The 26647-nt window shown below is 70.2% G+C and carries 27 protein-coding genes; 18 read left to right on the plus strand and 9 right to left on the minus strand.

Annotation, left to right across the window (positions count from 1 at the left end):
- Positions 1-206: 206 nt before the first annotated feature.
- From FBY35_RS27770 to FBY35_RS27780, 3 genes are read left to right on the plus strand one after another with little or no spacing between them, the layout of a single operon-like run.
- On the plus strand, positions 207-1043 hold the full coding sequence (locus FBY35_RS27770; protein ID WP_142216704.1) for a helix-turn-helix transcriptional regulator: 837 nt from the start codon (positions 207-209) through the stop codon (positions 1041-1043).
- Positions 1040-1282, plus strand: a complete 243-nt coding sequence (locus FBY35_RS27775; protein ID WP_142216706.1) for a DUF397 domain-containing protein — start codon at positions 1040-1042, stop codon at positions 1280-1282. The genes FBY35_RS27770 and FBY35_RS27775 overlap by 4 nt, the downstream gene beginning before the upstream one ends.
- A gap of 15 nt (positions 1283-1297) precedes the next feature.
- The gene (locus FBY35_RS27780) at positions 1298-1741 is read left to right on the plus strand and encodes a VOC family protein (RefSeq protein ID WP_142216707.1); all 444 of its coding nucleotides are present in this window, start codon (positions 1298-1300) and stop codon (positions 1739-1741) included.
- A gap of 72 nt (positions 1742-1813) precedes the next feature.
- On the opposite strand, the gene glnA is transcribed toward FBY35_RS27780, so the two are convergent.
- Entirely contained in the window at positions 1814-3175 is a 1362-nt protein-coding gene (gene glnA, locus FBY35_RS27785) for a type I glutamate--ammonia ligase (protein WP_142216709.1), read from the minus strand.
- Between the two features lie 236 nt (positions 3176-3411).
- Between glnA and FBY35_RS27790 the strand changes: the two genes are divergently transcribed.
- The 4 genes from FBY35_RS27790 to FBY35_RS27805 all read left to right on the plus strand — a co-directional run bounded on the left by FBY35_RS27790 (position 3412) and on the right by FBY35_RS27805 (position 5989).
- Complete coding sequence (locus FBY35_RS27790) at positions 3412-3798, plus strand: hypothetical protein (RefSeq protein ID WP_142216710.1); 387 nt, start codon at positions 3412-3414, stop codon at positions 3796-3798.
- Positions 3799-3855: 57 nt separating this feature from the next.
- Positions 3856-4497 carry a DUF3105 domain-containing protein gene (locus tag FBY35_RS27795; RefSeq protein WP_142216713.1) on the plus strand — a complete coding sequence of 214 codons (642 nt, stop codon included), beginning with the start codon at positions 3856-3858 and terminating at the stop codon, positions 4495-4497.
- A 5-nt stretch (positions 4498-4502) separates the two neighbouring features.
- Entirely contained in the window at positions 4503-5177 is a 675-nt protein-coding gene (locus FBY35_RS27800; RefSeq protein ID WP_142216714.1) for a DUF305 domain-containing protein, read from the plus strand.
- 392 nt (positions 5178-5569) lie between these two features.
- Positions 5570-5989: a CBS domain-containing protein gene (locus tag FBY35_RS27805; RefSeq protein WP_142216715.1), complete on the plus strand. Its 420-nt coding sequence runs from the start codon at positions 5570-5572 to the stop codon at positions 5987-5989.
- Here FBY35_RS27805 and FBY35_RS27810 read toward each other — a convergent pair.
- Positions 5974-6849, minus strand: coding sequence for an alpha/beta fold hydrolase (locus FBY35_RS27810; RefSeq protein WP_142216716.1), 876 nt, complete (start codon positions 6847-6849; stop codon positions 5974-5976). The genes FBY35_RS27805 and FBY35_RS27810 overlap by 16 nt on opposite strands.
- 121 nt (positions 6850-6970) lie before the next feature.
- On the opposite strand from FBY35_RS27810, the gene FBY35_RS27815 reads away from it, so the two are divergent.
- The 3 genes from FBY35_RS27815 (at position 6971) to FBY35_RS27825 (ending at position 10995) form a co-directional block, all read left to right on the plus strand.
- Positions 6971-7411, plus strand: coding sequence for a hypothetical protein (locus FBY35_RS27815; RefSeq protein WP_142216717.1), 441 nt, complete (start codon positions 6971-6973; stop codon positions 7409-7411).
- 104 nt (positions 7412-7515) lie between these two features.
- Positions 7516-9141, plus strand: a complete 1626-nt coding sequence (locus FBY35_RS27820; protein ID WP_142216718.1) for a multicopper oxidase family protein — start codon at positions 7516-7518, stop codon at positions 9139-9141.
- A 96-nt stretch (positions 9142-9237) separates the two neighbouring features.
- Positions 9238-10995: an NAD+ synthase gene (locus FBY35_RS27825; protein WP_142216719.1), complete on the plus strand. Its 1758-nt coding sequence runs from the start codon at positions 9238-9240 to the stop codon at positions 10993-10995.
- Between the two features lie 428 nt (positions 10996-11423).
- On the opposite strand, the gene FBY35_RS27830 is transcribed toward FBY35_RS27825, so the two are convergent.
- The 3 genes from FBY35_RS27830 to FBY35_RS27840 all read right to left on the minus strand — a co-directional run bounded on the left by FBY35_RS27830 (position 11424) and on the right by FBY35_RS27840 (position 15016).
- On the minus strand, positions 11424-12446 hold the full coding sequence (locus FBY35_RS27830) for an endonuclease/exonuclease/phosphatase family protein (protein WP_142216720.1): 1023 nt from the start codon (positions 12444-12446) through the stop codon (positions 11424-11426).
- Between the two features lie 204 nt (positions 12447-12650).
- Positions 12651-13265, minus strand: coding sequence for a TetR/AcrR family transcriptional regulator (locus tag FBY35_RS27835; RefSeq protein ID WP_142218203.1), 615 nt, complete (start codon positions 13263-13265; stop codon positions 12651-12653).
- 152 nt (positions 13266-13417) lie between these two features.
- The gene (locus FBY35_RS27840) at positions 13418-15016 is read right to left on the minus strand and encodes an MFS transporter (protein WP_142216721.1); all 1599 of its coding nucleotides are present in this window, start codon (positions 15014-15016) and stop codon (positions 13418-13420) included.
- Positions 15017-15175: 159 nt separating this feature from the next.
- Here FBY35_RS27840 and panB point away from each other — a divergent pair, with 159 nt between their 5' ends.
- The 4 genes from panB (at position 15176) to FBY35_RS27860 (ending at position 18515) form a co-directional block, all read left to right on the plus strand.
- Positions 15176-16036, plus strand: coding sequence for a 3-methyl-2-oxobutanoate hydroxymethyltransferase (gene panB, locus FBY35_RS27845; RefSeq protein WP_142216722.1), 861 nt, complete (start codon positions 15176-15178; stop codon positions 16034-16036).
- Between the two features lie 174 nt (positions 16037-16210).
- Positions 16211-16582, plus strand: a complete 372-nt coding sequence (locus FBY35_RS27850) for a cupin domain-containing protein (protein WP_142216723.1) — start codon at positions 16211-16213, stop codon at positions 16580-16582.
- Positions 16583-16671: 89 nt separating this feature from the next.
- Complete coding sequence (locus FBY35_RS27855) at positions 16672-17664, plus strand: ATP-binding cassette domain-containing protein (RefSeq protein ID WP_142216724.1); 993 nt, start codon at positions 16672-16674, stop codon at positions 17662-17664.
- Positions 17661-18515: an ABC transporter permease gene (locus tag FBY35_RS27860; protein WP_142216725.1), complete on the plus strand. Its 855-nt coding sequence runs from the start codon at positions 17661-17663 to the stop codon at positions 18513-18515. Before FBY35_RS27855 ends, FBY35_RS27860 begins: the two co-directional genes overlap by 4 nt.
- Before the next feature lie 13 nt (positions 18516-18528).
- Here the strand turns inward: FBY35_RS27860 and FBY35_RS27865 are convergent, their stop codons facing one another.
- Positions 18529-21876 (minus strand): BTAD domain-containing putative transcriptional regulator, encoded by a 3348-nt coding sequence (locus tag FBY35_RS27865; RefSeq protein WP_142216726.1) that lies wholly within the window; start codon positions 21874-21876, stop codon positions 18529-18531.
- A gap of 171 nt (positions 21877-22047) precedes the next feature.
- Here FBY35_RS27865 and FBY35_RS27870 point away from each other — a divergent pair, with 171 nt between their 5' ends.
- The gene (locus tag FBY35_RS27870) at positions 22048-22851 is read left to right on the plus strand and encodes a site-2 protease family protein (RefSeq protein WP_142216727.1); all 804 of its coding nucleotides are present in this window, start codon (positions 22048-22050) and stop codon (positions 22849-22851) included.
- Here FBY35_RS27870 and FBY35_RS27875 read toward each other — a convergent pair.
- Entirely contained in the window at positions 22841-23083 is a 243-nt protein-coding gene (locus FBY35_RS27875; protein ID WP_142216728.1) for a hypothetical protein, read from the minus strand. The two genes, FBY35_RS27870 and FBY35_RS27875, sit on opposite strands and share 11 nt — an antisense overlap.
- Positions 23084-23107: 24 nt before the next feature.
- Entirely contained in the window at positions 23108-23821 is a 714-nt protein-coding gene (gene npdG, locus FBY35_RS27880; RefSeq protein ID WP_142216729.1) for an NADPH-dependent F420 reductase, read from the minus strand.
- Positions 23822-23915: 94 nt separating this feature from the next.
- Between npdG and FBY35_RS27885 the strand changes: the two genes are divergently transcribed.
- Positions 23916-24521 carry a hypothetical protein gene (locus tag FBY35_RS27885; RefSeq protein ID WP_142216730.1) on the plus strand — a complete coding sequence of 202 codons (606 nt, stop codon included), beginning with the start codon at positions 23916-23918 and terminating at the stop codon, positions 24519-24521.
- A gap of 95 nt (positions 24522-24616) precedes the next feature.
- Here the strand turns inward: FBY35_RS27885 and FBY35_RS27890 are convergent, their stop codons facing one another.
- A complete protein-coding gene (locus FBY35_RS27890) occupies positions 24617-24853 on the minus strand; it encodes a hypothetical protein (RefSeq protein WP_142216731.1) in 237 nt (78 codons plus the stop codon).
- Positions 24854-24943: 90 nt separating this feature from the next.
- Between FBY35_RS27890 and map the strand changes: the two genes are divergently transcribed.
- Positions 24944-25801, plus strand: coding sequence for a type I methionyl aminopeptidase (map, locus tag FBY35_RS27895; protein WP_142216732.1), 858 nt, complete (start codon positions 24944-24946; stop codon positions 25799-25801).
- Positions 25802-25944: 143 nt separating this feature from the next.
- Positions 25945-26631: a heme oxygenase (biliverdin-producing) gene (locus tag FBY35_RS27900; protein WP_142216733.1), complete on the plus strand. Its 687-nt coding sequence runs from the start codon at positions 25945-25947 to the stop codon at positions 26629-26631.
- Positions 26632-26647 lie beyond the last annotated feature (16 nt).

A 26647-nucleotide genomic window follows, 5' to 3' on the forward strand; every position in this document is an offset into this window, starting at 1 on the left:
ACGGGCGAGCCGCGCTTCGGCGCGTGGGCGAGAGGAGCACGGTGAAGTGGCGTACAGCAGTCATGGTTCGGGTGATTTCTTGGTTCACATCACTCAGCGTGGCCGCCCGCACCTACTCTGAACAGTAATGAAGTCGGTACGCAGCGTAACCGTCCGGGTGGCGCCCGGGTGTGTCCGGACGGTGCGGACGGGTGGAGGTCGGCGGCATGGACGACGGTACGGAGCAGCAGAATTGGGACGACGAGAGCGGGGCGGTCCTCAGGGCGGTGGGCCGTCAGCTCAAGGCGTGGCGGGAGTCGGCGGGGCTCCGACAGGCGGAGCTGGGGACAGCCATCGGGTACAGCGAGGAGCTGGTCTCCTCCGTGGAGCGCGGGCGGCGGGCGCCGAAGGACGTGTACCTGCAGCGGGCGGACGACGTGCTGGGCGCGGGCGGCAAGATCATCGCGATGCAGAGGGACGTGGTGGAGGTCCGGTACCCGAAGAAGGTACGGGACCTGGCGAAGCTGGAGGCGGAGGCAGTTGAGCTCGGCGCGTTCAACAGCTCAGTGGTCCAAGGGCTGTTGCAAACGGAGGACTACGCGCGGGCGCTGTTCCGCATGAGGCGACCTCTGTACACCGAGGACGTCATCGAACGCGAGGTGGGTGCACGGATGGCACGACAGGACATCGTCGACAAGACGAAGGCTCTGCCCGTCTTCAGCTTCGTTCAGGACGAGGTGACTCTGCGCCGCCCGGTCGGCGGCAGAATGGTGCAGCGTAAGCAGCTCGAACGGCTGTTGGAGGTCGGGCAGTTCCGGAACGTCGAGATCCAGGTCATGCCGACAGGCCGGGAGGAACATGCGGGTCTGACCGGCGGGTTCCGCATCTTCAAGCTCCAGAGCGGCGCGACACTGGGGTATTCGGAGGTGCTGCACTTCACGCGTCTGATCCCCGAGCCGAGGGAGGTGCAGTTCCTGGAGATGCAGTATGGAAGCATCCGAGCGCAGGCTCTCACGCCACGGGAGTCGCTGGCCCTCATCGAGAAAGTGCTGGGAGACACATGAGTATCGAGCCGGAGTGGTTCAAGAGCAGCTACAGCAGCGGCGAGCCTGGCTCCGACTGCGTGGAGGTGGCATGGCGCAAGAGCAGCTACAGCACCGGCGAAGCCGGCTCCGACTGCGTCGAGGTCGCGACCACCACCCGCGCCGTCCACGTACGGGACTCCAAGAACACGACCGGCCCACAGCTCGCCCTCGCGCCCCAGGCATGGGCAGACTTTGTCACGTACGCAGCCGACCACTGACCCCGGAGGCCCCGTATGGACTGGACGCTCGAAGTGATCGTGGTCCCCGTCTCGGACGTGGACCGGGCCAGGGACTTCTACCGCGACAAGGTCGGTTTCGCGGTCGACGTCGACACCCGTGTCACCGACACCATGCGCATCGTCCAGCTCACGCCTCCCGGCTCGGGCTGCTCGATCGTCATCGGAGAGGGCATCGGCGGCCCCGACGGCAAGGGGCCCGAGCCCGGCTCGTACTCAGGGATGCAGCTCGTCGTCGCGGACATCAAGGCGGCGCACGCCGAGCTCACCGAGCGTGGCGTGGACGTGTCCGACCCGGTGGAGATCGCACCGGGCGACGGCGGCACCTTCATGTACTTCGCGGACCCGGACGGCAATACGTGGGCGGTGCAGGAGTACCGCGTACGGGCCACGAAGCCGCTGTACGAGGTGCTGCGCCCCGGCACGGCCGACAGCGACTGAGGGTGCCGCGCCCGACAGTTCGGGGCCGACGGTCGATGACCATCGGCCCCGGCTGGGTGCAGTTCGTCCCGCTCAGAGCACCGGGAGGTTCTTGCGCAGTTCGAAGGCCGTGACCTCGCTGCGGTACTCCTCCCACTCCTGCTTCTTGTTCCTGAGGAAGAAGTCGAAGACGTGCTCGCCCAGCGTCTCGGCGACCAGCTCGCTCCGCTCCATGAGCGTGATCGCCTCGCCCAGGTTCTGCGGCAGCGGCTCGATCCCCATCGCCCGGCGCTCCGCGTCCGACAGCGCCCACACGTCGTCGTCCGCGCCGGCGGGGAGTTCGTAGCTCTCCTCGATGCCCTTGAGGCCCGCGGCGAGCAGCACCGCGTACGTCAGATACGGGTTCGCGCCGGAGTCGATGGAGCGGACCTCGACGCGGGCCGAGCCCGTCTTGCCCGGCTTGTACATCGGGACGCGGATCAGCGCCGAGCGGTTGTTGTGGCCCCAGCAGATGTACGAGGGGGCCTCGCCGCCCGCGCCCGCGCTGCGGGCGGAGCCGCCCCAGATGCGCTTGTAGGAGTTGACCCACTGGTTGGTGACGGCCGAGATTTCCGCCGCGTGCCTGAGCAGGCCCGCGATGAAGGAACGGCCGACCTTGGAGAGCTGGTATTCCGAGCCGGACTCGTAGAAGGCGTTCCGGTCTCCCTCGAAGAGGGAGAGGTGGGTGTGCATGCCGGAGCCGGGGTACTCACTGAAGGGCTTCGGCATGAACGTCGCCTGGACGCCCTGCTCCAGCGCGACCTGCTTCATGACCAGGCGGAAGGTCATGATGTTGTCGGCCGTGGAGAGCGCGTCCGCGTACCGCAGGTCGATCTCCTGCTGGCCCGGCGCGCCCTCGTGGTGGCTGAACTCCACCGAGATGCCCATGGATTCGAGCATGGTGATCGCCTGACGGCGGAAGTCCATGCCGACATTCTGAGGGGTGTGGTCGAAATAGCCCGAATTGTCGGCAGGGGTGGGCCGGGTGCCGTCCAGCGGCTTGTTCTTCAGCAGGAAGAACTCGATCTCCGGGTGGGTGTAGAAGGTGAAGCCCAGGTCGGAGGTCTTGGCGAGGATCCGCTTCAGTACGTACCGCGGGTCCGCGAAGGAGGGCGAGCCGTCCGGCATCAGGATGTCGCAGAACATCCGCGCCGTGCCTGGGGCCTCGGCCCGCCACGGCAGAATCTGGAAGGTGCTCGGATCCGGCTTGGCGATCATGTCGGACTCGTAGACCCGCGCGAAGCCCTCGATCGCGGATCCGTCGAAGCCGATGCCCTCGTCGAAGGCCTGCTCCAGCTCGGCGGGGGCCACCGCGACCGACTTCAGAAAGCCGAGAACATCGGTGAACCACAGGCGCACGAAGCGGATGTCGCGCTCCTCGAGGGTACGGAGCACAAATTCCTGCTGCTTATCCATTTCCACCCATCCTTGCTGGTAAAGCCGCCTGCTCCGCACGAGCATGCCATCCGTGGGTTTCGGGCGCGTTGCACGCCTCGTCCCAATGGCACCTGTACCGACGAGCCCATTGTCGGTCAGAGCCCGCAGCGAGACGACCCTCAGGCCTCTCTCAACGCGTCCGCCACGGCCAGTGATGGCTGTTTGACGGTCCCGTATGAGGTGCCGGACGCGCCCGCACACTACGATCTGCGCCCATGGGGGCTCCCCGGCTCAGCGACATCGCGCGCACCGCGCGTCCCATGGCACTGCTCAGTGCCGTGGCGACGCTCCTCGGCGCGCTCTTCATCTGTCTGAGCCCGCCCGCCGGGCATCACACGGCCGCGCCCGCCTCCACGTCAGGCTCCACGTCCGCGTCGGGCGATGCGGCGGCCGCGTACACCTGCCCGTACGACAAGGGCGCCTGCGGCCTGATGCCGCTCGTCAAACCGGCCGTGCTCACCGCGCCCCCGCTGGACGCGCCCGTCGAGGCCGGGGCACAGCCCCCGCACCTCGGCGCACCGCCCGCCGGGGCGTCGCTGCCCCGCTCGGGAGCGCAGCCGCGGGCTCCCAGCCTTCACGTCCTTCAAGTGTTGCGGACCTGAGCGGTCCCGCCTCCCCCACAGCCCCTTGATCACTTCATTGACGAAGGACGACACATCATGGCTCCTCGCACCAACGACCGCAAAGCCCGAATAGAGCAGATGCGCCGCGCCGAGCAGGCCCGCGAGCGCCGCAGCCGGATCATCACGATCGCCGTCAGCGGAGTCGTCGTGGCCGGACTCGTCGGCTTCGGCGTCTACGTGCTCAACAAGGAGTCGGACAAGAAGGACCAGGAGCTCGCAGAGGCCAAGGCTCCCGTCACCGGCGAGAAGAGCTGGGACGCGAAGAAGCTCGGCCGCACGCACGTCACCAAGACGGTCTCCTACCCGATGAAGCCGCCGGTCGGCGGCAACCACAACCAGGTGTGGATGAACTGCAACGGCGACGTCTACAAGGAGCCGGTCCCCGACATGAACGCCGTGCACTCGCTGGAGCACGGCGCGGTCTGGGTCACCTACAACGACAAGGCCTCGGCGGCCGATGTGACCAAGCTGAGCGAGAAGGTCAAGAAGACCCCGTACACGCTGATGAGCCCCTTCAAGGACCAGGCCGGGGCGATCATGCTGAGCGCCTGGGGCAAGCAGCTGACGGTCGACAGCGCGAGCGACCCGCGCGTGAGCCAGTTCTTCACCAAGTACGTGCAGGGCGCGCAGACGCCCGAGCCGGGCGCCGCGTGCACCAACGGACTGGGCGGCAAGTGATCCGTATGAGCCGTCTGTCGCGAACGCACTGGGCCGCGATCACGGCGGTCGTGCTCGCGCTGCTGTTCGCCGGGGCCGCGACCATGGCCTCGGCGGGCGGCAGCGACGACTCCACGTCGCGCACGCCGCCCGCGGATTCGGCCGACGCGGGCTTCGCCCGGGACATGTCGGTCCATCACCAGCAGGCGGTGGAGATGTCCTTCGTCGTCCGGGACCGTACGCGGGACGACGAGGTGCGCCGGCTCGCGTACGACATCGCCAACACCCAGGCCAACCAGCGGGGCATGATGCTGGGCTGGCTGGATCTGTGGGGGCTGCCGAAGCTGTCGGCGGACAGCGAGCCGATGGCGTGGATGGGCGAGGAGCATGCGCACGGGTCCGGGCACGGCGGGCACGCCGGGTCCCCGGCCGGGGACGGCGCCCTGATGCCGGGCATGGCGACCAGGGCGGACCTGGACCGGCTGGGCAAGGCCAGTGGCAAGCAGGCGGAGATCGAGTACCTCCAGCTGATGATCATCCACCACAACGGCGGGATCTCGATGGCCGAGGGCTGCGCGAAGCGCTGCACGGTCGGCCCCGAGAAAGCGCTCGCCGAGGGCATGGTGGCGGCGCAGCGCTCGGAGGTCGAGCTGATGGTGGACCTGCTGCACAAGCGGGGCGCGGAGGTCCGTACGTCGTAGGCCGCCGCTGCCGTACCGGGGGCTCCGCCCCGGGACCCCCGCGCCTCGATCTCCCCCAGACTTCGTCCGGGGGACCCCCAAGGGCTGAAATTTCCCGCCGGTCGGCCTGAAGATTCAAGCCGACCGGTGGAAGTCCAGCCCGCCCCACGATTGAGGACATCCCGCCTAAGGTCGCATACAGGGGTCGGGGACGAAGCCCCCGGCTCGCGCCGCGAAACAGGCGCACGGGTCTGGGGCGAAGCCCCCAGTTCGGGAAGGGTCGGGATGGGGAACAGGCCCGCCGCAGGCGCACCCACCCCACCCCGCACCCCCCGCTGCGGTCGCGTCCTTCGAACGGCCCAATGACAATGGGTTCGCACGGGCCGTCACGGCATGCCAGGAGGTACGAAGCCATGACCACAGCCAGAGACATCATGCACCCCGGCGCCCAGTGGATCCCCGCGCACGAGACCCTCGACCGGGCCGCGCAGCTGATGCGCCAGCTCGATGTGGGCGCGCTGCCCATAGCCGACTCCAGCGAACGGCTCTGCGGCATCCTCACCGACCGTGACATCGTCGTGGGCTGTGTGGCCATGGGCCACGACCCCTCGCGGATCACCGCCGGCGACATGGCCAAGGGCACCCCGCGCTGGATCGACGCGGGCTCCGACGTGGGCGAGGTACTGCAGGAGATGCAGGGCCACCGTATCCGCCGGCTGCCGGTGATCGAGAACAAGCGGCTGGTGGGGATGATCAGCGAGGCCGATCTTGCGCGGCATCTGACCGACGAGCAGATCCACACCTTTGTGGAGCAGGTCTACGCGGAGGGCTGAGACCACGTCGTACGTACGGCCCGTCCGTCGCTCGCCGCGGCCGATCCGTCCAGGACCGCCCGTGCCACCGCGTCGGGGCGGTCCAGCATCATCAGATGGCCTGCCGGTGCGACCGTCTCGAAGCGGGCGCCCAGCAGCCGGGCGAGGGCGTGCTGGCGCTCCAGCCAGCGTTCGCCCGCGGCGTTCGCAGCGAGCACGGTGACCGGGACACCGGGCAGGGCGTACCGCTCGCGCAGGGCGAGGAGTTCGGCGGCGACCGCACGGTAGTGAGTGTTCTCCAGGAGGCCGCCCTGCAGCACGCGTGAGGTGGCGTAACAGCGGCGCACGAGCGCGGCCGGGGCCGGGTCGCCGCCGCCGGTGCGGGAGAGGCGGACGACGGCGCGGCGGGTGAGCGGGCCGAGGGCGGCGGGGACTCCCGCGGCGGACAGAACCCGGCCGAGCGCGCGGGCCGCGGCGGTGCGCACCGCGGGCGCGGCGGGCACGCGCGCATGCTCCTCGATCGACGAGTCGACGAGGACGACGGAGGCGGTGCGGGCGGGGTGCAGCCGGGCGAAGGCCTCGGCGTGGAACCCGGCGATCGAGTGCCCGACGACGGTGGCGGGCCCGTCCAGGCCGAGCGCGTCCAGTACGCCCGCGATGCGGTGGGCCTCTCCCGCCGCGGACGGCGGCACGGCGGCGGCGCCGCTCAGTCCGTGACCGGGCCGGTCGAAGCGGACGACGGTGCGGTACGGGGCAAGCAGCGGGACGACGGGGTCCCAGTCGAACCAGCTCATCGCGAGCCCGGCGCTCAGCACGCAGACCGGTCCGCTGCCTTCGACGACCACATGGTGTGGCACGTCTCCCACTCGTACGAACGTCACCGTCGCTCCTCCTCCCGCGCCATCCACAGCGCGAGCACCGGTGCCAGCCTGCCACGAACGGGATATGGAGCGGGTGTGGCCCACGCGTCGATACATACCCGGTGGGGGTAAGCTGCGGACCATGGTCATCGGTCGGCGCTCGCGTTTCGGACAGCTGGTGCTGTTCTTGGCGTTGCTGTTCGGCATCGCCACGATGCATACCCTGGGCCACCCGGTGGCGGATCACGGCTCAGGCGCGGCGGGGAACGCGGCCCCACCCTCGCAGGTCGCCACGGTGTCCCACGGACACCACCACGCCGCAGGCCCCGCAGACGCCGCAGGCCCCGCAAACGCCCAGCCGTCTTACGCCGGGCCGGAAGTGCCCGCCCTGGCCATGGATCCGATGAGCGTCTGCCTCGCCGTGCTGGACACCTTCACGGTCGTCCTGGTCGCCGCCGGGCTGTTGCGCACAGACCACGGCGCGCTGCTCGCGGGCTGCCACGCCCGGATACTCCGCGCCCTGCGGCCCAATCCGCCTCCCCGCAAGACCCTCCTCGCCAGGCTGTCGGTGCTGCGGATCTAGAAGCGGGTCCCGCCGCCCCGACTTTCCGCGCTCCGAGCGGAGTCCAGAAGCAGCAGACGCGCCCATCCGCACGCATCACCACACACCACGAGGTGCTCTCAGTCATGCGCACTCATTCCACCGATCTCACCCGCCGTACCGTGCTCGGTGCGGCAATCGCCGCCGCCGGCACGGGAGTTCTGGCCGCCTGTTCCGGATCGCCGGGCACGGACCACGGATCGATGAACCACGGCGCAACCCCCGCGGCGGCCCCGGACGGCTATGTCAGCCCCAACGGACCCGAGGTCGCAGCCGCCGAGCTGAAGCGGGGCTCGGGCCCCGTCCGCACCGTGAAGCTGACCGCCACGCCCACCCCGCTGGACCTCGGGGACGGGCTCAGGGTCAGATCCTGGGCGTACGGCGACCGGCTGCCCGGCAAAGAGGTCCGCGTCACGGCGGGCGACACACTCGCGCTCACCCTCGCCAACCATCTGCCGCAGTCCACCTCACTGCACTGGCACGGCATCGCCCTGCGCAATGACATGGACGGCGTCCCCGGCGTCACCCAGAGCTCCGTCGCGCCGGGCGGTTCCTTCACCTACCGCTTCGCGGTCCCGGACCCGGGGACGTACTGGTTCCATCCGCACTCGGGTGTCCAGCAGGACCGCGGGCTGTACGCCCCGCTGATCGTGGAGGACCCGAAGGAACCCCTGGTGTACGACAGGGAGTGGGTCGTCGTCCTGGACGACTGGGTCGACGGGGTCGACGGCTCCACGCCAGAGGCGGTGCTGGCCGAGCTGAGGCACGGCATGGCCGGACACTCCGGCGAGGACATGTCCATGGACATGCCGATGGACACGGCGTCCCCGTCCCCCTCCCCGAAGGCGGCCGCGGCCGCCAAGGGCCCGTCCCGGATGATGATGGGCGCGACGAGCAAACTGCTCGGCGGCGACGCGGGCGATGTCGCGTATCCGTACTACCTGGTCAACGGACGGACGGCCAAGGCTCCCTCGGTCTTCAGGGCCTCGCCGGGCGACCGGATCCGGCTGCGCATCATCAACGCCGCCGGGGACACTCCCTTCCGGGTGGCGCTCGGCGGCCATGAGCTCACGATCACGCACACCGACGGCTTCCCCGTCGAGCACGCCGAGGTCGACAACCTGATCCTGGGCATGGGCGAGCGGTACGACGTCCTGGTGACCGCGGGCGACGGCGTCTTCCCGCTCATTGCGGTCGCGGAGGGCAAGGAGGCACCGGGCAGGGAGGCTGCCGCGATGGCGCTGCTGCGCACCAGCAGCGGCAGCGCACCCACCGCCTCCGTACGTCCGAGCGAGCTGACCGGCAGGCTGCTGACCCCCAACCGGCTCAGGGCAACCGAGTCCGCCGCCCTTCCCGAACGGAAGCCGGACCGCACGATCCAGCTGCGTCTGACGGGCAATATGACGCAGTTCAACTGGGCCTTCGACGGCAAGCCCTACGCCCCGGGCCAGCGCCATCCGGTCCGGGCGGGCGAGCGGGTCCGGCTGGTCTTCGTCAACAACACGAAGATGTGGCACCCGGTCCACCTCCACGGCCACACCTTCGCCCTGGCGAACCCGGCCGGCCTGCGCAAGGACACCGCGGGCGTCCTGCCCGGCAGGACGGTGGCGGTGGACTTCGACGCCGACAACCCCGGCCTGTGGATGATCCACTGTCACAACGTCTACCACTCGGAGTCGGGGATGATGACGGTGCTCGGTTACCAGAGGTAGCACCCTGGGCGCCCCGCGAAGCGGTACGCGGGACGTGGGGCGCCCCACATCTCCCCGCCGGGACATCGCGTCAGAGAGACGATTACACTGAGCCGCGTGCCTCAACTACGCCTCGCTCTGAATCAGATCGACTCGACCGTCGGTGACCTCGCCGGCAACGCCGAGGCGATCGTGCACTGGACCCGGCACTCCGCCGAGCAGGGGGCGCACATCGTCGCCTTCCCCGAGATGGTGCTGACCGGCTATCCCGTAGAGGATCTGGCCCTGCGGTCGTCCTTCGTGGAAGCGTCCCGGGCCGCCCTGCGCGGGCTCGCTGTGCGCCTCGACGAGGAGGGCTTCGGCGAGCTGCCGGTCGTCGTCGGCTACCTCGACCGCTCCGCGCGGGCCCAGCCCCGCTATGGGCAGCCCGCGGGCGCACCCCAGAACGCCGGGGCCGTGCTGCACCGCGGCGAGGTGGTGCTGGCCTTCGCCAAGCACCACCTGCCCAACTACGGCGTCTTCGACGAGTTCCGCTACTTCGTGCCGGGCGACACCATGCCGGTGATCCGGGTGCACGGCGTCGATGTGGCGCTCGCGATCTGCGAGGACCTCTGGCAGGACGGCGGCCGCGTCCCGGCCACCCGTTCCGCGGGGGCCGGGCTGCTGATCTCGATCAACGCCTCGCCGTACGAGCAGAACAAGGACGACACCCGCCTGGAGCTGGTGCGCAAGCGCGCCCAGGAGGCGGGCTGCACCACGGCGTATCTGGCCATGATCGGCGGACAGGACGAGCTGGTCTTCGACGGCGATTCGATCGTCGTCGACGCGGCCGGTGAAGTCGTCGCACGGGCCCCGCAGTTCGCCGAGGGCAGCGTGGTGCTGGACCTGGAGCTGCCCGCCGCCTCCGCCGAACCGCGGGAGGGCGTGGTCGACGACGGGCTGCGCATCGAGCGCGTCGTCCTCTCCGAGGAGCCCGTCAAGGCGTACGAGGCGGAGCTGACCGGCGGCTACGCCGAGCGTCTCGACGACGACGAGGAGGTGTACTCCGCGCTGGTCGTGGGCCTGCGCGCGTACGCCGCCAAGAACGGCTTCCGTTCGGTGCTGATCGGCCTGTCCGGCGGCATCGACTCCGCACTGGTCGCGGCGATCGCCTGCGACGCGCTCGGCGCGCAGAACGTCTACGGCATCTCGATGCCGTCGAAGTACTCCTCGGACCACTCCAAGGGCGACGCGGCCGAGCTGGCGCGCCGTACGGGGCTCAACTTCCGCACCGTACCGATCGAGCCGATGTTCGACGCGTACATGAGCTCGCTCTCGCTGACCGGTCTCGCGGAGGAGAACCTCCAGTCGCGGCTGCGCGGCACGATGCTGATGGCGGTCTCCAACCAGGAGGGCCACATCGTGCTCGCGCCGGGCAACAAGTCCGAGCTGGCGGTGGGCTATTCGACGCTCTACGGCGACTCGGTGGGGGCGTACGGGCCGATCAAGGACGTCTACAAGACGTCCGTCTTCCGGCTCGCGAAGTGGCGCAACCGCGCCGCCGAGGAGCGCGGGCAGGTCCCGCCGATCCCGGAGGCCTCGATCACCAAGCCGCCGAGCGCGGAGCTGCGCCCCGGCCAGGTCGACACCGACTCCCTGCCCGACTACGACGTACTGGACCGGATCCTGGAGCTGTACGTCGACCGGGACCAGGGCAAGGACGCGATCGTGGCGGCCGGCTTCGACGAGGAACTGGTCGCCAGGACCCTGCGGATGGTGGACACGGCGGAGTACAAGCGGCGCCAGTACCCGCCGGGCACCAAGATCTCGGCGAAGGGCTTCGGCAAGGACCGGCGGCTGCCGATCACGAACCGCTGGCGGGAGACGACGCACTGACCTGTGGGTCCGGGGTACGGGGGCTTCCCGCGGCGGCGACGCGCGAGGGGCCCCTTTTCCCGTCCCGTCGGCAGTCCCACCGTCCAACGCGAGGCTGCGCCCCAGACCCGTGCGGGGGCTCCGCCCCAGACCCCCCGCTCCTCAAACTCCCCCAGACTTCGTCCGGGGGACCCCCAAGGGGCTGAATGCACTCGGGACCGCGCCCAAATCGCCGTCGAGGCTGGAATGCGCGGCCGGGCCGCGCATGTCAGCCCGTCCGGCGTTTGAGGGCATGCGGCCGAAGGTCGCATACGGGGCCAGGGGGCGAAGCCCCCACCCCCGCGCCGCGTACCAGGCGCAAGGGGGCTGGGGGCGTGCCCCCAGTTACGGGATGGGGGGTACCTCCCACGGCCGCCAGGCCGTAGGGGGACAGGCGGGGCTGGGAACGCTCAGAGCTCGATGCGCGCCGCGATCGGCAAATGGTCGCTGTCCGTCTTGGGAAGGGTCCAGGACGAGATCGGCTCCACGCCCTTCACCAGGATCTGGTCGATCCTCGCCATCGGGAAGGACGCCGGCCAGCTGAAGCCGAAGCCGTCGCCCGCCGCCCCCTGCGTGGAGCGCATCTGGGAGGTGATGGACCTCAACGAGCGGTCGTTCATGGTGCCGTTGAGGTCACCGAGCAGCACGACCTTGCCGGTCCGCTCGTGCGCGATCGCCTCCCCCAGCGCGTCCGCGCTGTTGTCGCGCTGGTTCGCGGTGAAGCCCGCGTTGAGCTTGACCCGTACCGACGGCATGTGCGCGACGTACACCGCGACCGCACCCTCGGGCGTCCGCACGGTGGAGCGCAGCGCGCGCGTCCAGCCGAGCCGGATGTCCACGGGCGACGTGTCGGTCATCGGGTACTTGCTCCACAGCCCCACGGTGCCCTGCACGGAGTGGTACTTGTACGTCCCGGCCAGCGCCTGTTCGTACGCCGAGACCTGACCGACCGGCAGTTCCTGCAGCGCGAGCACGTCCGCGCCCGACGAGGCGACCTTCTTCGCCGTGCCCTCGGGGTCGAGGTTGCCCGCGTTGACGTTGTGCGTGGCGACGGTCAGATCGCCCCCGCCGCCCGACTTGCCGGTGACCAGGCCGCCGAAGAGGTTGAGCCAGACAATCGACGGCAGCAGCAGTGCGATCAGCGCGGTGGCCGAACGCCGCAGCACGGCGACAACCAGGATCACGGGGATGAACACGGCGAACCACGGCAGAAAGGTCTCGCTCAGGCTGCCCAGGTTGCCGATGCGGTTGGGGACTTGCGCGTGCAGGATCATCAACAGGGCGATCAGTACGGCGAGTGCGGCGAGCACGAGGCCGCGCCGCCAGATGCCTGGGTCGCCCCGCCAGCCGTCGAGCAGGCTCCGGAACCGGGCTCCGGTGCGCCCGTTCTGGGGCCTGCCGTGACCGGTCTCCGTCTTGTACGCCTGCGCCATGGAGCTTTCCTCACTGCCTTGCGTCACACCGACCTCGCCGTCGACAGTAGGCGACGACGGGTGTTTCGCCGCCGTCGCCGGACGGCCGTTCTGCCTCGATGACGACAGGACGACGTACCGGGTTCCTCGTATCGGGCCAGGTGAGGGCGCTGTGACAGAACCCGAACACTTCGGGCAGCAGCCCGGACGGCGGTTCGGAATGCTTCAGCGTGGCGCGCGTACACCCTGGAGGACCGCGTCCACGATCCGTTCCGCGCCGCCCTCTTCGGGTGTGCCTTCGGGGCGCAGCACGGTTCGGACCAGCATCGGTCCCACGAACAGGTCGCCGAGGAGTTCGATGTCGATGTCGGAGCGGATCTCGCCGCTCTCGATGCCGCGGCGCAGGACGGCTTCCATGAGTTCACGGCGGGGGGCGACGGCGGTGCGGTGGTACAGCTCCCACAGTTGGGGATAGTTCTGCATCTGCGCGAAGACGCTGTGCAGGAGCGTGGAGGACCGCTTGGCGAGACCGCGTCGGCGCAGCATCTCGACGAGCGCGACCAGGTCGTCCCGCACGGAGGTGCCGGGCAGGGGCGGAGCGACCGGTTCCATGGACCGTACGACGTCGAGAAGGAGGGCTTCCTTGCCTTCCCAGCGGCGGTAGATGGTGGCCTTGCCGACCCCGGCGGTGCGGGCGATGCGCTCGATGGACAGCTCGGATATGGGGACGCCTCCTTCGAGGAGCCGCACGACGGCTTCGACGATGGACCGCTCGGCCGCCTCGCTGCGGGGCCGCCCTCGCCTTGGGTTCTTGCGTTGCTCCGCCTGCTGCCGCTCCATCTGCTGCTGCTCCCTCAGGGGCACGTTCGCTCCCTCCCTCACCTTGTCCGGTCCCCTCCGTGTCCAGCCCTCGCCCGTTTTTCCGATTCTCCCCGCCCCCGCCCGAAGCCCGGCCGTCGGCTCCGGGGGAGCGTTCGCGCAATGCAGGGCGCTCAGTCGCGCGCGGCCGTCTCCGGGACGCGTTCAGGGCCTTGGCGGTCCGGTCCCGCGCCCGGTCGGCCGGGCAGGAACGCCCCGACCACCACGGCACCGATGACGGCGATGGCCGCCGAGCAGAGTGACGTCAGATGCATGGCGTCGAGGAAGGCCTCGTTCGCCGGGCCGATCAGTGCCTTGCCCGCCGGGCCGAGCCTCTCCGCGGCGGCGAGGGTGGCCTCGATGGACTCGCCTGCGGCATTCCGTGCCCCGGCGGGCAACACGCCGAGGTGACCCTCGATCCCGTTGCGGTAGTGCGTGGCCAGCAGCGAGCCGAGTACGGCCACCCCGAGCGCGCCGCCGATCTGGCGGAAGGTGTTGTTGACCGCGCTGCCCGAGCCGGCCTTCTCCCGCGGCAGCAGCCGCACCACCAGGTAGGTCACCGGCGTGGAGACGTGTGCCATGCCCACGCCCTGGGCGAGGAAGGCGATCTCGATCGCCCATACCGGGGTCGAGGTGTCGAACAGCGCGAACGCCCAGAACCCGACCGCGATCAGCAGCATGCCCGCCGCGCAGGTGACCCGCGTACCGAACCGGGCCACGGCAAGCCGGGCCCGCGGCGCGAAAACCATCTGTGCCGCGGCCATCGGCAGGATGAGCAGCCCGGCCCGCAGGGCGCTGTAGCCGCGCACGCTCTGCAGATAGAACGCGGAGAAGAAGGTCAGGCCCATGAGGGCGAAGAAGACGAGCGCGACCGCGGCGACGGCCGCGGAGAAGGCGGGCTTCTTGAAGTACCCCATGTCGAGGGCGGGATGCCTGCTGCGCTTCTCGTGGAGGACGAAGAAGACGAGCACGGCGAGCCCCAGGGCCACCGGGCCGACCACGGACCGGGCCGTGAAGTCGCCCAGCTCGCCGGCGTGGATGATCCCGTACACCAGCAGCAGCATGCCGACGATCGACAGCACGACGCCGAGGGGGTCGAGGCCGCCGGGGTTCGGGTCCTTGGAGTCCGGCACCAGAAGTGCGACGCAGACCACGGCGATGATGACGACGGGCACGTTGATCAGGAAGATCGAGCCCCACCAGAAGTGGTCGAGGAGCATTCCGCCGGTGACCGGGCCGACGGCGATCGCGACGCCGACGCTGCCCGCCCAGATCCCCATGGCCTTGGGCTGCTCGTCACGCTCGAAGACGTGCACCAGCACGGCGAGCGTGGCAGGCATCACAAAGGCGGCGCCGAAGCCCATCAGCGCCCGGTAGGAGACGAGCTCGGCGGGTGAGCCGGACAGCGCGGCGAGTCCCGAGCCGAAGCCGAACAGGGAGGTGCCGAAGAGCAGGACCTTCTTGCGGCCCACACGGTCGCCCACCAGGCCGGCGGTGAACAGCATCCCGGCGAGGACGAGCGTGTAGGAGTTCATCGCCCATTCGAGCTCGCTCTGGGTGGCACCGAGGCCGTGCGGCGGTGGGCTGGCGATCGTTTTGACCGCCACATTGAGGATGGAGTTGTCCAGCACGACGATGATCAGGCTGAACATCAGGACCGTGAGGATCGCCCACCTGCGGCGGTGCACGGCTTCGGGAATCCGCGGGGCGGGTCTGCCGGACGGGATCGTCATGGGGGCAGCGTAACTCAATTTCGATACGAGACCGTCTCGTATCGAAAGCCGAAGAGAAGGTGCCGGATGCCCTTCCGCGCGGGCGGCACGAGGTGCCACCATGGACCTGATCCGGGGACGCCGTCAGGGCGCCTCGAGATGACGAAGGAGCCGTTGGCCATGACGCTTCAGGCTGCCCAGAGGCCCACCGACAGCAGCAAGGCGCTGTACGGCGGCAAGGGCACTCGCCGCATCACCGTCCACGACATCGCCGCCGCCAAGGAGCGCGGCGAGAAGTGGCCGATGCTCACTGCTTACGACGCGATGACCGCATCGGTCTTCGACGAGGCCGGCATCCCGGTGATCCTCGTCGGCGACTCGATGGGCAACTGCCATCTCGGCTACGAGACCACCGTGCCGGTCACCATGGACGAGATGACCCTGCTCTCCGCAGCCGTCGTACGGGGCACCAGGCGTGCCCTGGTCGTCGGCGACCTCCCCTTCGGCTCGTACCAGGAAGGCCCGGTCCACGCCCTGCGCAACGCCACCCGGCTGATCAAGGACGCCGGTGTCGGCGCGGTCAAGCTGGAGGGCGGCGAGCGCTCGCTGGGCCAGACGGAGCTTCTGGTGCAGGCCGGTATCCCGGTCATGTCGCATCTGGGCCTGACCCCGCAGTCCGTCAACACCATGGGCTACCGCGTGCAGGGGCGCGGCGACGAGGCGGCCCACCGGCTGATGCGCGACGCCAAGGCGGCGCAGGACGCGGGCGCCTTCGCCGTCGTCCTGGAGCTGGTCCCCGCGGAGATCGCCGCCGAGGTCACCCGCAGCCTGCACATCCCGACCATCGGCATCGGCGCGGGCCCCGACACGGACGCCCAGGTGCTCGTCTGGACCGACATGGCGGGCCTGACGGGCGGCAAGGTGCCGCGCTTCACCAAGCAGTACGCCAACCTCCGCCAGACGCTCGGCGACGCCGCGAAGGCCTTCGCCGACGATGTCGTCGGCGGGGCGTTCCCGCAGGAGGAGCACACCTTCCACTGAGCCATCTCCGGCACCACCGACAGCCCGCCGACATCCCCCATCGGCGGGCTGTCGTCCTGCGTGAGGCCCCGAAGCCCCGGTGCCCGAAGCTCAGGAAGCCTCCAGGAGCCCCGGCACGTAGCCTTGAAAGTGGACTCGGGGCTTGCTTGCATCACCCTTCGGGAGGCGGTCGACATGGCCGGAATCGTGCGCAAGACCTTCGACTCCCCGGAAGAGACCCGGCCCTTCGCCGAGGGAACCGGGAAGCTCGACCTCGTCACCGGCGAAGGCGGGCCGCCGGTCGGCCGGGCCGTGTACGAGCCGGGCTGGAAGTGGTCCAAGCACATCAAGCCCATCGTCGGCACCGACAGCTGCCAGTCGCACCATGTGGGCTATGTCGTCAGCGGCCGGATGAAGGTCGTCATGAACGACGGCGAGAGCGAGGAGATACGCTCCGGCGACTTCGTCGACATCCAGCCCGGCCACGATGCCTGGGTGGTCGGCGACGAGAGTGTCGTCGTGCTCGACTGGGCCGGTTTCGTCGACTACGCCAAGCCCGCATCCTGACCTGCCCTTTCCTGGGCGTCGGCAGGCTGTAGCCCGCCTGTCGGCAGCTTGTCGGCAGCTTGTCGGCGACGCCCGTCATCGTTGGCGGCATGACGCGAATCGACAAGAACGCCGTCGAGGTACGAGGCCTCGTCAAGCATTACGGCGACACCAAGGCGCTGGACGGGGTGGACCTCGATGTCCGCGAGGGCACCGTCCTCGGTGTCCTCGGCCCCAACGGCGCCGGCAAGACCACCCTTGTGCGCTGCCTGTCCACCCTCATCACCCCGGACGCCGGCCGTGCCGTCGTCGCGGGCTACGACGTGGTGAAGCAGCCGCGGCAGCTGCGCCGCACCATCGGACTCACCGGCCAGTACGCCTCGGTCGACGAGAAGCTGTCGGGCTGGGAGAACCTCTACATGATCGGGCGGCTGCTCGACCTGCCCCGCAAGGACGCCCGCCGCCGGGCCGACGAGATGCTGGAGCGCTTCTCGCTCACCGACGCGGCGAAGCGGCCCGCGCTGCAGTACTCCGGCGGTATGCGGCGGCGGCTCGACCTGGCCGCCTCGATGATCGGCAGTCCGTCCGTGCTCTATCTCGACGAGCCGACGACCGGCCTCGACCCGAGGACCCGCAACGAGGTCTGGGACGAGGTGCAGCGGATGGTCGCGGAGGGGGCGACCGTCCTGCTCACCACCCAGTACATGGAGGAGGCCGAGCAGCTGGCGAGCGAGCTCACGGTCATCGACCGCGGGCGGGTCATCGCCAACGGCCGCGTCGACGCACTCAAGGCGAAGGTCGGCGGGCGCACCCTCCAGATCCGGCCCAGCGATCCGGCGCAGCTGTCCGCCATGGCCCGTGCGCTCGGCGAGTCCGGCCTCGACGGCATCGGCGGTGCGACGGTCGTCCCCGACGAGGGTCTGCTGTACGTACCGATCCTGAGCGATGCGCAACTGACTGCGGTCGTGGGCCTGTTGGGCACGCACGGCTTCGGCATCGCGCACATCGGCACCCATCTGCCCAGCCTGGACGAGGTGTTCCTGGCCATCACGGGCGAGAAGACGCCCGTGTCCGACACGATTCCCGAGGAGGTCGCCGCATGAGTACGGCAACTGCCACCACCGCTCAGTCGCCGGCTCCCGCGCCCGCCCCGGCCAAGAAGGCACCGGCCGGCGAGGGCCGGATCGGCCTGCGGGGCAATCTGCGGCACATCGGCGCGCTGGTACGCCGCAACGCCCTGCAGATCAAGCAGGACCCGGAGTCGATGTTCGACGCCGTGCTGATGCCGGTCATCTTCATTCTGCTGTTCGTGTACGTCTTCGGCGGGGCGATCTCCGGCAAGGGCAACCAGCAGCAGTACGTCAACTACGTGGTCCCCGGCATGATGGCGATGATGGGCATGAACATCTCCATGGCTGTCGGCACCGGCGTCAACGACGACTTCAAGAAGGGCGTGATGGACCGCTTCCGGTCCATGCCGATCGCCCGCTCCTCGGTCCTCATCGCGAAGATCGTGGTCGAGGTCGGCCGGATGATGGTCGCCGTGACCATCCTGCTCGGCATGGGCTTCCTGCTCGGCCTGCAGATCCACACCTCGGTGCTCGAACTCCTCGTCGCGGTCGGCCTCTCCATGGTCTTCGGCGCCTCGCTGATGTGGATCTTCATCCTGCTCGGTCTCACCATGAAGACGCCCCAGGCCGTCCAGGGAGTGGCCATGATGGTCCTGATGCCTCTGCAGTTCGGCTCGTCGATCTTCGCCCCGCCGACCACGATGCCCGGCTGGCTGCAGACCTTCACCGACTACAACCCGCTGTCCAATCTGGCGGACGCGGCACGGAATCTGATCAACGGCGGCCCCATCGCCCACTCCGTGTGGATGACGCTGGGCTGGTCGGCGGCGATCACTCTGGTCACGGCACCGCTCGCGGTCGCCAAGTTCCGCAAGAAGACCTGATCCCGACGTGGGGTCACACCAGGGCGGCGGCCTCATCCAGGGTGAGGCCGCCGCCTTCGGCGTATGCGCTCTCGTATGCGGCGTCCCCGAGCACCCCGCGGACCGCCACCTCGGAATCGGCCCGGCTCTCGCGCTCGTAGCGGGGCGAGAAGTGGCCCCGCGGCAGCAGGGCGTCGGACGCCCCGAGTATCCGGGCCGCGTCCCGGGCACGTTCGGGCTGCGCCATGGCCAGCGCACCGGCAGAGGTCACCAGGTGCAGCGAGGGCATCTGCGGAGCGACCATCAGGGTGAGCGGGTCCCGCGCCTTCTCCAGCGCGTGGCGTGCCCTGCTCAGGGACCGCTCGTAGTCGCCCTCGACGAGGTCGAGCCGGGCGAGGAAGCCGGTGATCATGCCTTCGAAGATCGCCATGGTCGCGGACTGGAACTGCGTCAGAATCACGTCGACCTCGGCACGCGCCTCCTGGACGCGGTCGTTGCGTCCCAGCCAGAGCGCCAGGTACAGCCGGGCGAAGACCGTCGAGTCCCGGCCCGCCCTCCTGACATCGGCCAGCACGTCACGGATCAGGGCCTCGCCCCGCTCGTCCTCCCCCATCTCCAGCAGGACACCGCCGAGACGGGAGCGCAGCACCGCCGTCTGGGCCTGGGCACCGACCTGCTCCGCGTATCCGATGGCTGACGTGAAGTCCTCGGCGGCGAGCGGGTATTCGCCGCGGTTCTCGCGCGCCTCGCCGCGCGCGGACAGCGCCTCCGCCGCACCGAAGGCATCGCCGATCCTGGTGAAGATCTCCAGCGCCTCCTCCGCGTCGCGGGCCGCGTCACCGGCCCACTCGCTGCGGTTGGCGAGCACATTGGCCCGTGCCTGGAGCGATACGGCGAGCTCCCATTCGTATTCGAGCGCGCGGCAGGTCTCGGTGGTCTTGTCGAGCAGGATCCTGAGCTGCTCGGCCTCTCCGGTCATCACGACGGCGAAGAACCAGAGCGAAGCCGGGGGGCGGCAGGTCTGCGGCAGCCCCGGCCGGTAGGCCTCGGTGATCCGGCGCAGCCGCTCCCTCTTCTCCGGCGTCGTCCACTCGTCGACGTCGTAGTCGATGAAGACCATCCGGATCAGCGCGGCACCGCGCCGGGCCTCCTGGAGCAGCTCGGGGGACATGGGCGGCGGCGCGTCCGTGATCCGTTCGGTGATCGGCGGGGCGGGCACGACGGGCGGTGCGAAGGGGTCCGGGCCCAGCTCGCCGGCGACCGTGGCCCAGTGCCGGGCCTCGGTACGCAGATCCCGCATCTGCCAGTACCAGGACAGGCAGACGACGAGGAACAGCGCCTCCTGCTCGTCGCGGGCGGCGACGGCGTGGCGCAGTGCGGTGCGCAGATTCTCGTACTCGAGCTGGAGCAGGTCCAGGGCGGCTCGCTGTCCGTGGCCGCGCAGGAGCGGGTCGGTGACGCGTGCCAGCTCCCGGTAGTGGACCAGGTGCCGCCGCTCCACGGTGCTGCGTTCGGCGGCCTGGTCGAGGCGTTCGGACGCGTACTCCCCGACGGTTTCGAGGAGGCGGTAGCGCATCTGGCCGTCGGGGGCGGCGACGACGAGCGACTTGTCGATGAGGGATCCAAGGACGTGGGCGACATCGAGGTCCGCGTCGCCGCAGACGGCCTCGGCCGCGGGGAGGTCGCAGCCGCCCGCGAAGACCGACAGCCGCCGCAGTACGGCACGTTCGGCGCCGTCGAGGAGGTCCCAGGACCAGTCGACGACGGCCCGCAGGGTCTGCTGGCGCGGCAGTACGGTACGGCTGCCGCTCGTCAGCAGGCGGAAGCGGTCGTCGAGGCGGTCGGCGATCTGGCGCGGGGTGAGCATCCGCAGGCGGGCGGCGGCGAGTTCGATGGCGAGCGGCAGTCCGTCGAGCCGGTGGCAGATCTCGGCGGCGGCCTCCGGGTCGTCATCGATACGGAAGCCCGGCGTGGCCGCGGCGCCGCGATCGGCGAGCAGGCGCAGCGCCATGGGGTCGGGCAGCGGGTCCACCGGGCGCACCAACTCGCCCGGAACGCCCAGCGGTTCGCGGCTGGTCGCCAGTACGGTGACGCCCGGGCAGCTTTCGAGCAGTCGCTCGGCGAGGGCGGCGGCGGCGCCGACGACGTGCTCGCAGTTGTCGAGGAGCAGGAGCATCTGGCGGCGCGCGCAGTGCTCGATCAGCCGCAGGAGGGCGTCGTCGCTGTGCCCCTCCGCGGCCCTCAACTCCTCGGCACCGGCGCCGCGCAGCACGGTCTCGCGCGCGCCGAGCGTGGTGAGGACGGCTTCCGGGACGGTCTCCGGGTCGTCCACGGGCGCGAGTTCGGCAAGCCAGACCCCGTCGGGCCACGGGCTCTGTCCGGCCGCGTCGACCCGCTCGGCGGCCTCCTGGGACAGCCGCGTCTTCCCGGCGCCACCGGGGCCGAGCAGCGTGACGAGCCGGGCGGCGGCGAGGTCGCCGTGGATGGCCTCGATGTCGGCGTCGCGCCCGACGAAGGAGGTGAGGCGGGCGCGCAGGTTGCCGGGGGCGCACGGCCGCTGCGCGGAGCCGTTCCCCACCCCGCCCTCCCCCCGTCCCGAACCGGGGGCAACAGCTTCGCGCGTGTGGGGTCCGGGGCGGAGCCCCGCTTTGGGCAAAGGGGAGGGCGACAGCAACTGCCCGTGAAGCGCGCGCAGTTCGTGGCCCGGGTCCGCCCCCAGGCTGTCCGCAAGGAGGCACCGCACCTCCTCGTACGCCGCCAGTGCCTCGGCCGCCCGCCCCGCGTCCCGCAGTGCGCGCAGACGCAGCACCTGGAGGCGTTCGTCCAGCGGGTGCGCCTCGCACAGCGCGGTGAGTTCCGGCAGCGCCTCCTCCGCGCGGCCGAGCGCGAGCGCCGCCGCGAGCCGGGCCCGGCGGGCGTCCAGGCGGCGGGCCTCCCAGCGTGCCGCCTCGGACGTACGGTCCGGGAGGTCGGCCAGCACCGGCCCCTGCCACAGCGCCAGCGCGTCGTCGAGCAGCGCCGCCGCCTTGACCGCGTCGCCCTCGTCCAGGGCCCGCGCCCCCTCCCCCGCGAGCCGGTCGAACCGGTGCAGGTCCACGTCGTCACCCGCCGCGCACAGCCGGTATCCGCCGCTGTCCGCGGAGGCGACCGCCGCGTGCCCCAGCGCGCGCCGCAGCCGCCCGACGAGCGCCTGGACCGCGCCCACCGCGTCCGCGGGCGGATCGCCGTCCCATACCTCGTCGACGAGGACGCCGACCGGGACCGTACGCCCGGCCCGTACAGCCAGCACGGTCAGGAGCGCGCGCAGCCGCGCACCGCCGAGCGCGACGGGGGTGCCGTCGTCGTGAAGTGCCTGCGTGGTGCCGAGAACCCGATAGTGCACTCGCCCATTGTCACCGGTGCCCATCCGGGGCGGCGCAGCAGGAACCCCCGCAACCCCCCGGGACGTTCTCCCCACGTCACCGGTACGGTCGATCCGCATGTCCCTCCCCCTCTCCCTCCCCTACGCCCCGGCGGGCGTGGGAGGACTCCCAAGTCTCCTGGAGCCGCACCCATGACCACCGCCACCTCTCGCCACAGCGACCGGCGCATCAGTCCGGTGTTCCTCGGGATCGTCGCCGTGATGGGCGTGACCGGGTGGGCTGTGTGGACGGACTTCGCGGCGAGCCCCGGCCTGGCCGTGTTCCTCTTCGTCACCTCGGCGTGGATCGTCTCGCTGTGTCTGCACGAGTACGCGCACGCCCGCACGGCACTGCACAGCGGTGACATCTCCATCGGTACCAAGGGCTATTTGACCCTCAACCCGCTCAAGTACACGCATGCGCTGCTGAGCATCGTACTGCCGGTGCTGTTCGTGATCATGGGCGGAATCGGTCTGCCCGGCGGTGCGGTCTTCATCGAGCGGGGCCGTATCCGGGGCCGCTGGAAGCACAGCCTGATCTCCGCGGCGGGGCCGCTGACGAATGTGCTGTTCGCGCTCGCGTGCACCGCGCCGTTCTGGCTGGACGCGCTCGACGGGGTGCCGTTGGTCTTCCGCTTCGCGCTCGCGTTCCTGGGGCTGCTCCAGATCACGGCCGCGATCCTGAACTTCCTGCCGGTGCCCGGTCTCGACGGATACGGCGTGATCGAGCCGTGGCTCTCGTACAAGATCCGCCGCCAGGTCGAGCCGTTCGCCCCCTTCGGGCTGCTCGCGGTCTTCGGTGTGCTGTTCATCCCCGAGGTGAACCACGCGTTCTTCGACGCGATCCACGCGATCCTGCGGGGGCTCGGCATCAGTGAGGCGGAGACGTACTGCGGTCAGGACTTCTACCGCTTCTGGCAGACGAGCGACTTCTGCGAGTCGGTCGTCAGCCGGTAGCCCCGCGGGCCTGGCGCTCGGCCTTCGCCCGGCGCAGGTAGTACCAGGCCATGTTCGACGCGAGCCCGGCCAGCAGCACCCACACGATCCCGATCCAGAGGCCCTGCACGAAGGACACGACGGCTGCCGCGACGGCGAGGACGCAGACGACGAGGGAGTACAGAGCGAGGCGGGGCATGGGGTACGGCTCCTTTCCGGGTACTGATGGCGTACGCCGTCCAGTGTCCCCCATGCCCCCGCCTGCCCCTGCCATCGACTACACGTCGGTGACACGCAGCCCCGCGTGCGCCTTGTGGCGGCGGTTCACCGAGATCAGATTGGCGACCAGCGACTCGACCTGGTGGGCATTGCGCAGCCGGCCCGCGAAGACCCCCCGCATGCCCGGGATGCGGCCCGCCAGCGCCTGCACGATGTCGGTGTCCGCGCGTACCTCGCCGAGCACCATCACATCCGTGTCGATCTCCTCGATCGACTCGTCCTGCAGCAGTACGGCGGACAGATGGTGGAAGGCGGCGGTCACCCGCGAGTCCGGCAGCAGGACGGCGGCCTGCTCGGCGGCGCTGCCCTCCTCCGGCTTGAGCGCGTACGCGCCCTTCTTGTCGAAGCCGAGCGGGTTGACGCAGTCGACGACGAGCTTGCCCACCAGCTCCTTCTGCAGCGTCTCCAGGGTCTTGGCGTGCCCGTCCCACGGCACGGCCACGATCACCACGTCGCTGCGCCGGGCGCACTCGGCGTTGTCGGCGCCCTCGATACCGAGGCCGAGCTCGGCGGCCGCGGTCTCTGCGCGCTCCACGGCGCGGGACCCGATGATCACCTTCTGGCCCGCCCTGGCCAGTCGGTAGGCGAGCCCGCGGCCCTGGTCGCCGGTGCCGCCGAGAACGCCGATGACCAGGCCGGATACGTCGGGAAGGTCCCAGGGGTCCTTGGCCGGGGCCTTCGGCGCGGTGCCTGCGCTGTCACGAGAAGTCATGCGCCCGACCCTACTTCCTGGTATCGACACACGATCGGGTGAGCCGGTGGAAATCCTGCCCGCCCTCTGCACCCGTGGTACACGATGCGGGGCCATGGATGCTGTACGCGTCGCACTGCTGCGTGAAGTCCTGGCCGGTACGGAGTGGCCGGCGGCGACCCGGCGGTTCGCCCGCACGCTGCGCTCGTCGGTGGTGCCGCAGGGCGGCGGGCTGCTGCTGGTGGGGACCGAGGAGTACGAGCCGTGGCATCTGGCCGCGCACCTCGTGGACGAGGCGGCCTGGTCCGGACAGCCGGAGCTGACGCCGACGCTCGTACGGCACCGGGTGCGGCCCGGGGACCCCGCCCAACTGGCCGTCGGGCTCGGCAGGCTCCAGGCGGCGCGGCGCGGCGAAACCCTGCTGGTGGTGGCGCCCACACGGCCGGACGCGGGGCTTCTTGAACGGGTGCACGACGCACGGCGGGCCGGGGCGACGGTGCTGGCGCTGGACGGCGGTGACGCGGAGGTGCACGGCCTGGCGCACGAGGCGCTGACGGTGAGCGACCGGGTGGACGAGGTCGACATCGACACGGTGCAGCATCTGGTGAGCGCGGCGGCCGGGGAGACCATGGTCCCCGCGGCACGCGGTCGGCGGCGGCTCAGGGACCGGCTCTCCCGGCTCGCGGACCACCTGACGTCCCCGCCGCCCGCCCGCTGGTAGTCCCGGGGCTCCGCCCCGGACGGGCGGAGCGGCCGCACATCCGGGGCGGGCAGGGAACGCGCCGCAGGCAACCCGCGGCGCGGACCCCCGCACCATCACGCCGAGTCGTCGTCCCCCGCCGTCGCAGACTTGTCATGCCATCGCGGATCCGTCTCCCACTCCAGATTCCTCTCCCGCGCGGTCTCCATCGCCTGCTCCGCCTCCCCGCGCGTCGCGTAGGGGCCGAAGCGGTCCTTCGCCGGGCACTCCGGGCCCTCTTCGACCTTCTTGTGCTCCAGGCAGTAGAACCACTCGCCGGGTTTTCCGACCGTGCGCTTCTTGAACAGGGCCATCGTCGGCTCCTTCCTCTCCCGCCATGCTGCCCCACACCTTCCCCGTCAGCCCTTCGGGCAAGGGCGGGACCCCCTCGTTAGACTCGCGGCATGTCTGGCCAGTCGCTGCTCGTACCAGGGGAGCTCTCTCCCATCCGATCCGTCCCCGGAAACATCCGGCGCCCCGAGTACGTCGGAAAGCCCGCACCGACGCCGTACACCGGGCCCGAGGTCCAGGACTCCGACACCGTCGAGCGGATGCGTATCGCCGGCCGTATCGCCGCCCAGGCGATGGAGGAGGCCGCCAAGCACATCTCGCCCGGCGTGACCACGGACGAACTGGACCGGGTCGCACACGAGTTCATGTGCGACCACGGCGCGTACCCTTCCACCCTCGGCTACCGCGGCTTCCCGAAGTCCCTGTGCTCCTCGATCAACGAGGTCATCTGTCACGGGATTCCGGACTCGACCGTCCTGCGCGACGGCGACATCGTGAACCTCGACGTCACGGCATACATCCACGGGGTGCACGGCGACAACAACGCCACCTATCTCTGCGGCGACGTCGACGAAGAGTCCCGCCTGCTCGTCGAGCGGACCCGGGAGTCCCTCAACCGCGCCATCAAGGCGGTCAAGCCGGGCCGCCAGGTCAACGTCATCGGGCGGGTCATCGAGTCGTACGCCAAGCGCTTCGGCTACGGCGTGGTCCGCGACTTCACCGGTCACGGGATCAACTCCTCGTTCCACTCCGGGCTGATCATCCCGCACTACGACGCGGCGCACGCGACCACCGTCATCCAGCCGGGCATGACCTTCACGATCGAGCCGATGCTCACGCTGGGCACGCACGAGTACGACATGTGGGACGACGGCTGGACCGTGCTGACCAAGGACCGCAAGCGGACCGCGCAGTTCGAGCACACGCTCGTGGTGACCGAGAACGGGGCCGAAATTCTTACGTTGCCCTGATCGCTCCGAGGGGTAGGGTTTTTACCGACAGGACGTCGGGAACACAGCGGCTTAGGTAAGCCTAAGCAGGAGGGTCGGGCGTGGCAGGCGCCCGTGCCGCCATCGCTTCCTTTCCCGTCCCCATCGGTCCCAGGAGGCCAGCCTTGGACGCCACGACCACGTCCGGTACGCCCTTCTCGACGGTCATCCGTGTCGCCTCGCACGCGCAGCACACCGAGGCGGAGACCTCGACCTTCATGAGCGACCTGCTCGGCGGCCGGCTGGGGGTGGAGGCGTACGCGCGCTACACCGAGCAGCTGTGGTTCGTGTACCGGGCGCTGGAGGACGGCGCCGCTTCACTCAGGGACGACCCGGTCGCGGGACCCTTCATCCAGCCGGAGCTGATGCGTACGGCAGAGCTGGAGCGCGATCTGGCGCACCTGAGGGGCGCGAGCTGGCACGACGGGCTCGCGCCTCTGCCCGCGACCGCCGCGTACGCCGAGCGGGTCGCACGGTGCGCGCGCGACTGGCCCGCGGGCTATGTCGCGCACCACTACACCCGCTATCTCGGGGATCTCTCGGGCGGCCAGATCATCCGCGACAAGGCGGAGAAGACCTGGGGCTTCGCACGCAAGGGCGACGGGGTGCGGTTCTACGTCTTCGAGCAGATCCCCAACCCGGCGGCGTTCAAGCGGGGCTACCGGGAACTGCTGGACGCGGTGAACGCGGACGATCTGGAGAAACAGCGGATCGTCGACGAGTGCAAGCGGGCATTCGACTACAACGGCGCGGTGTTCCGGGAGCTCGGAGCCGCCACCAAATCAAGTCGAAGGGGCCCGCTCAGCGCATAACAGGGCCGAGTTCCCG

The organism is Streptomyces sp. SLBN-118, from assembly GCF_006715635.1.
Lineage (GTDB): Bacteria > Actinomycetota > Actinomycetes > Streptomycetales > Streptomycetaceae > Streptomyces.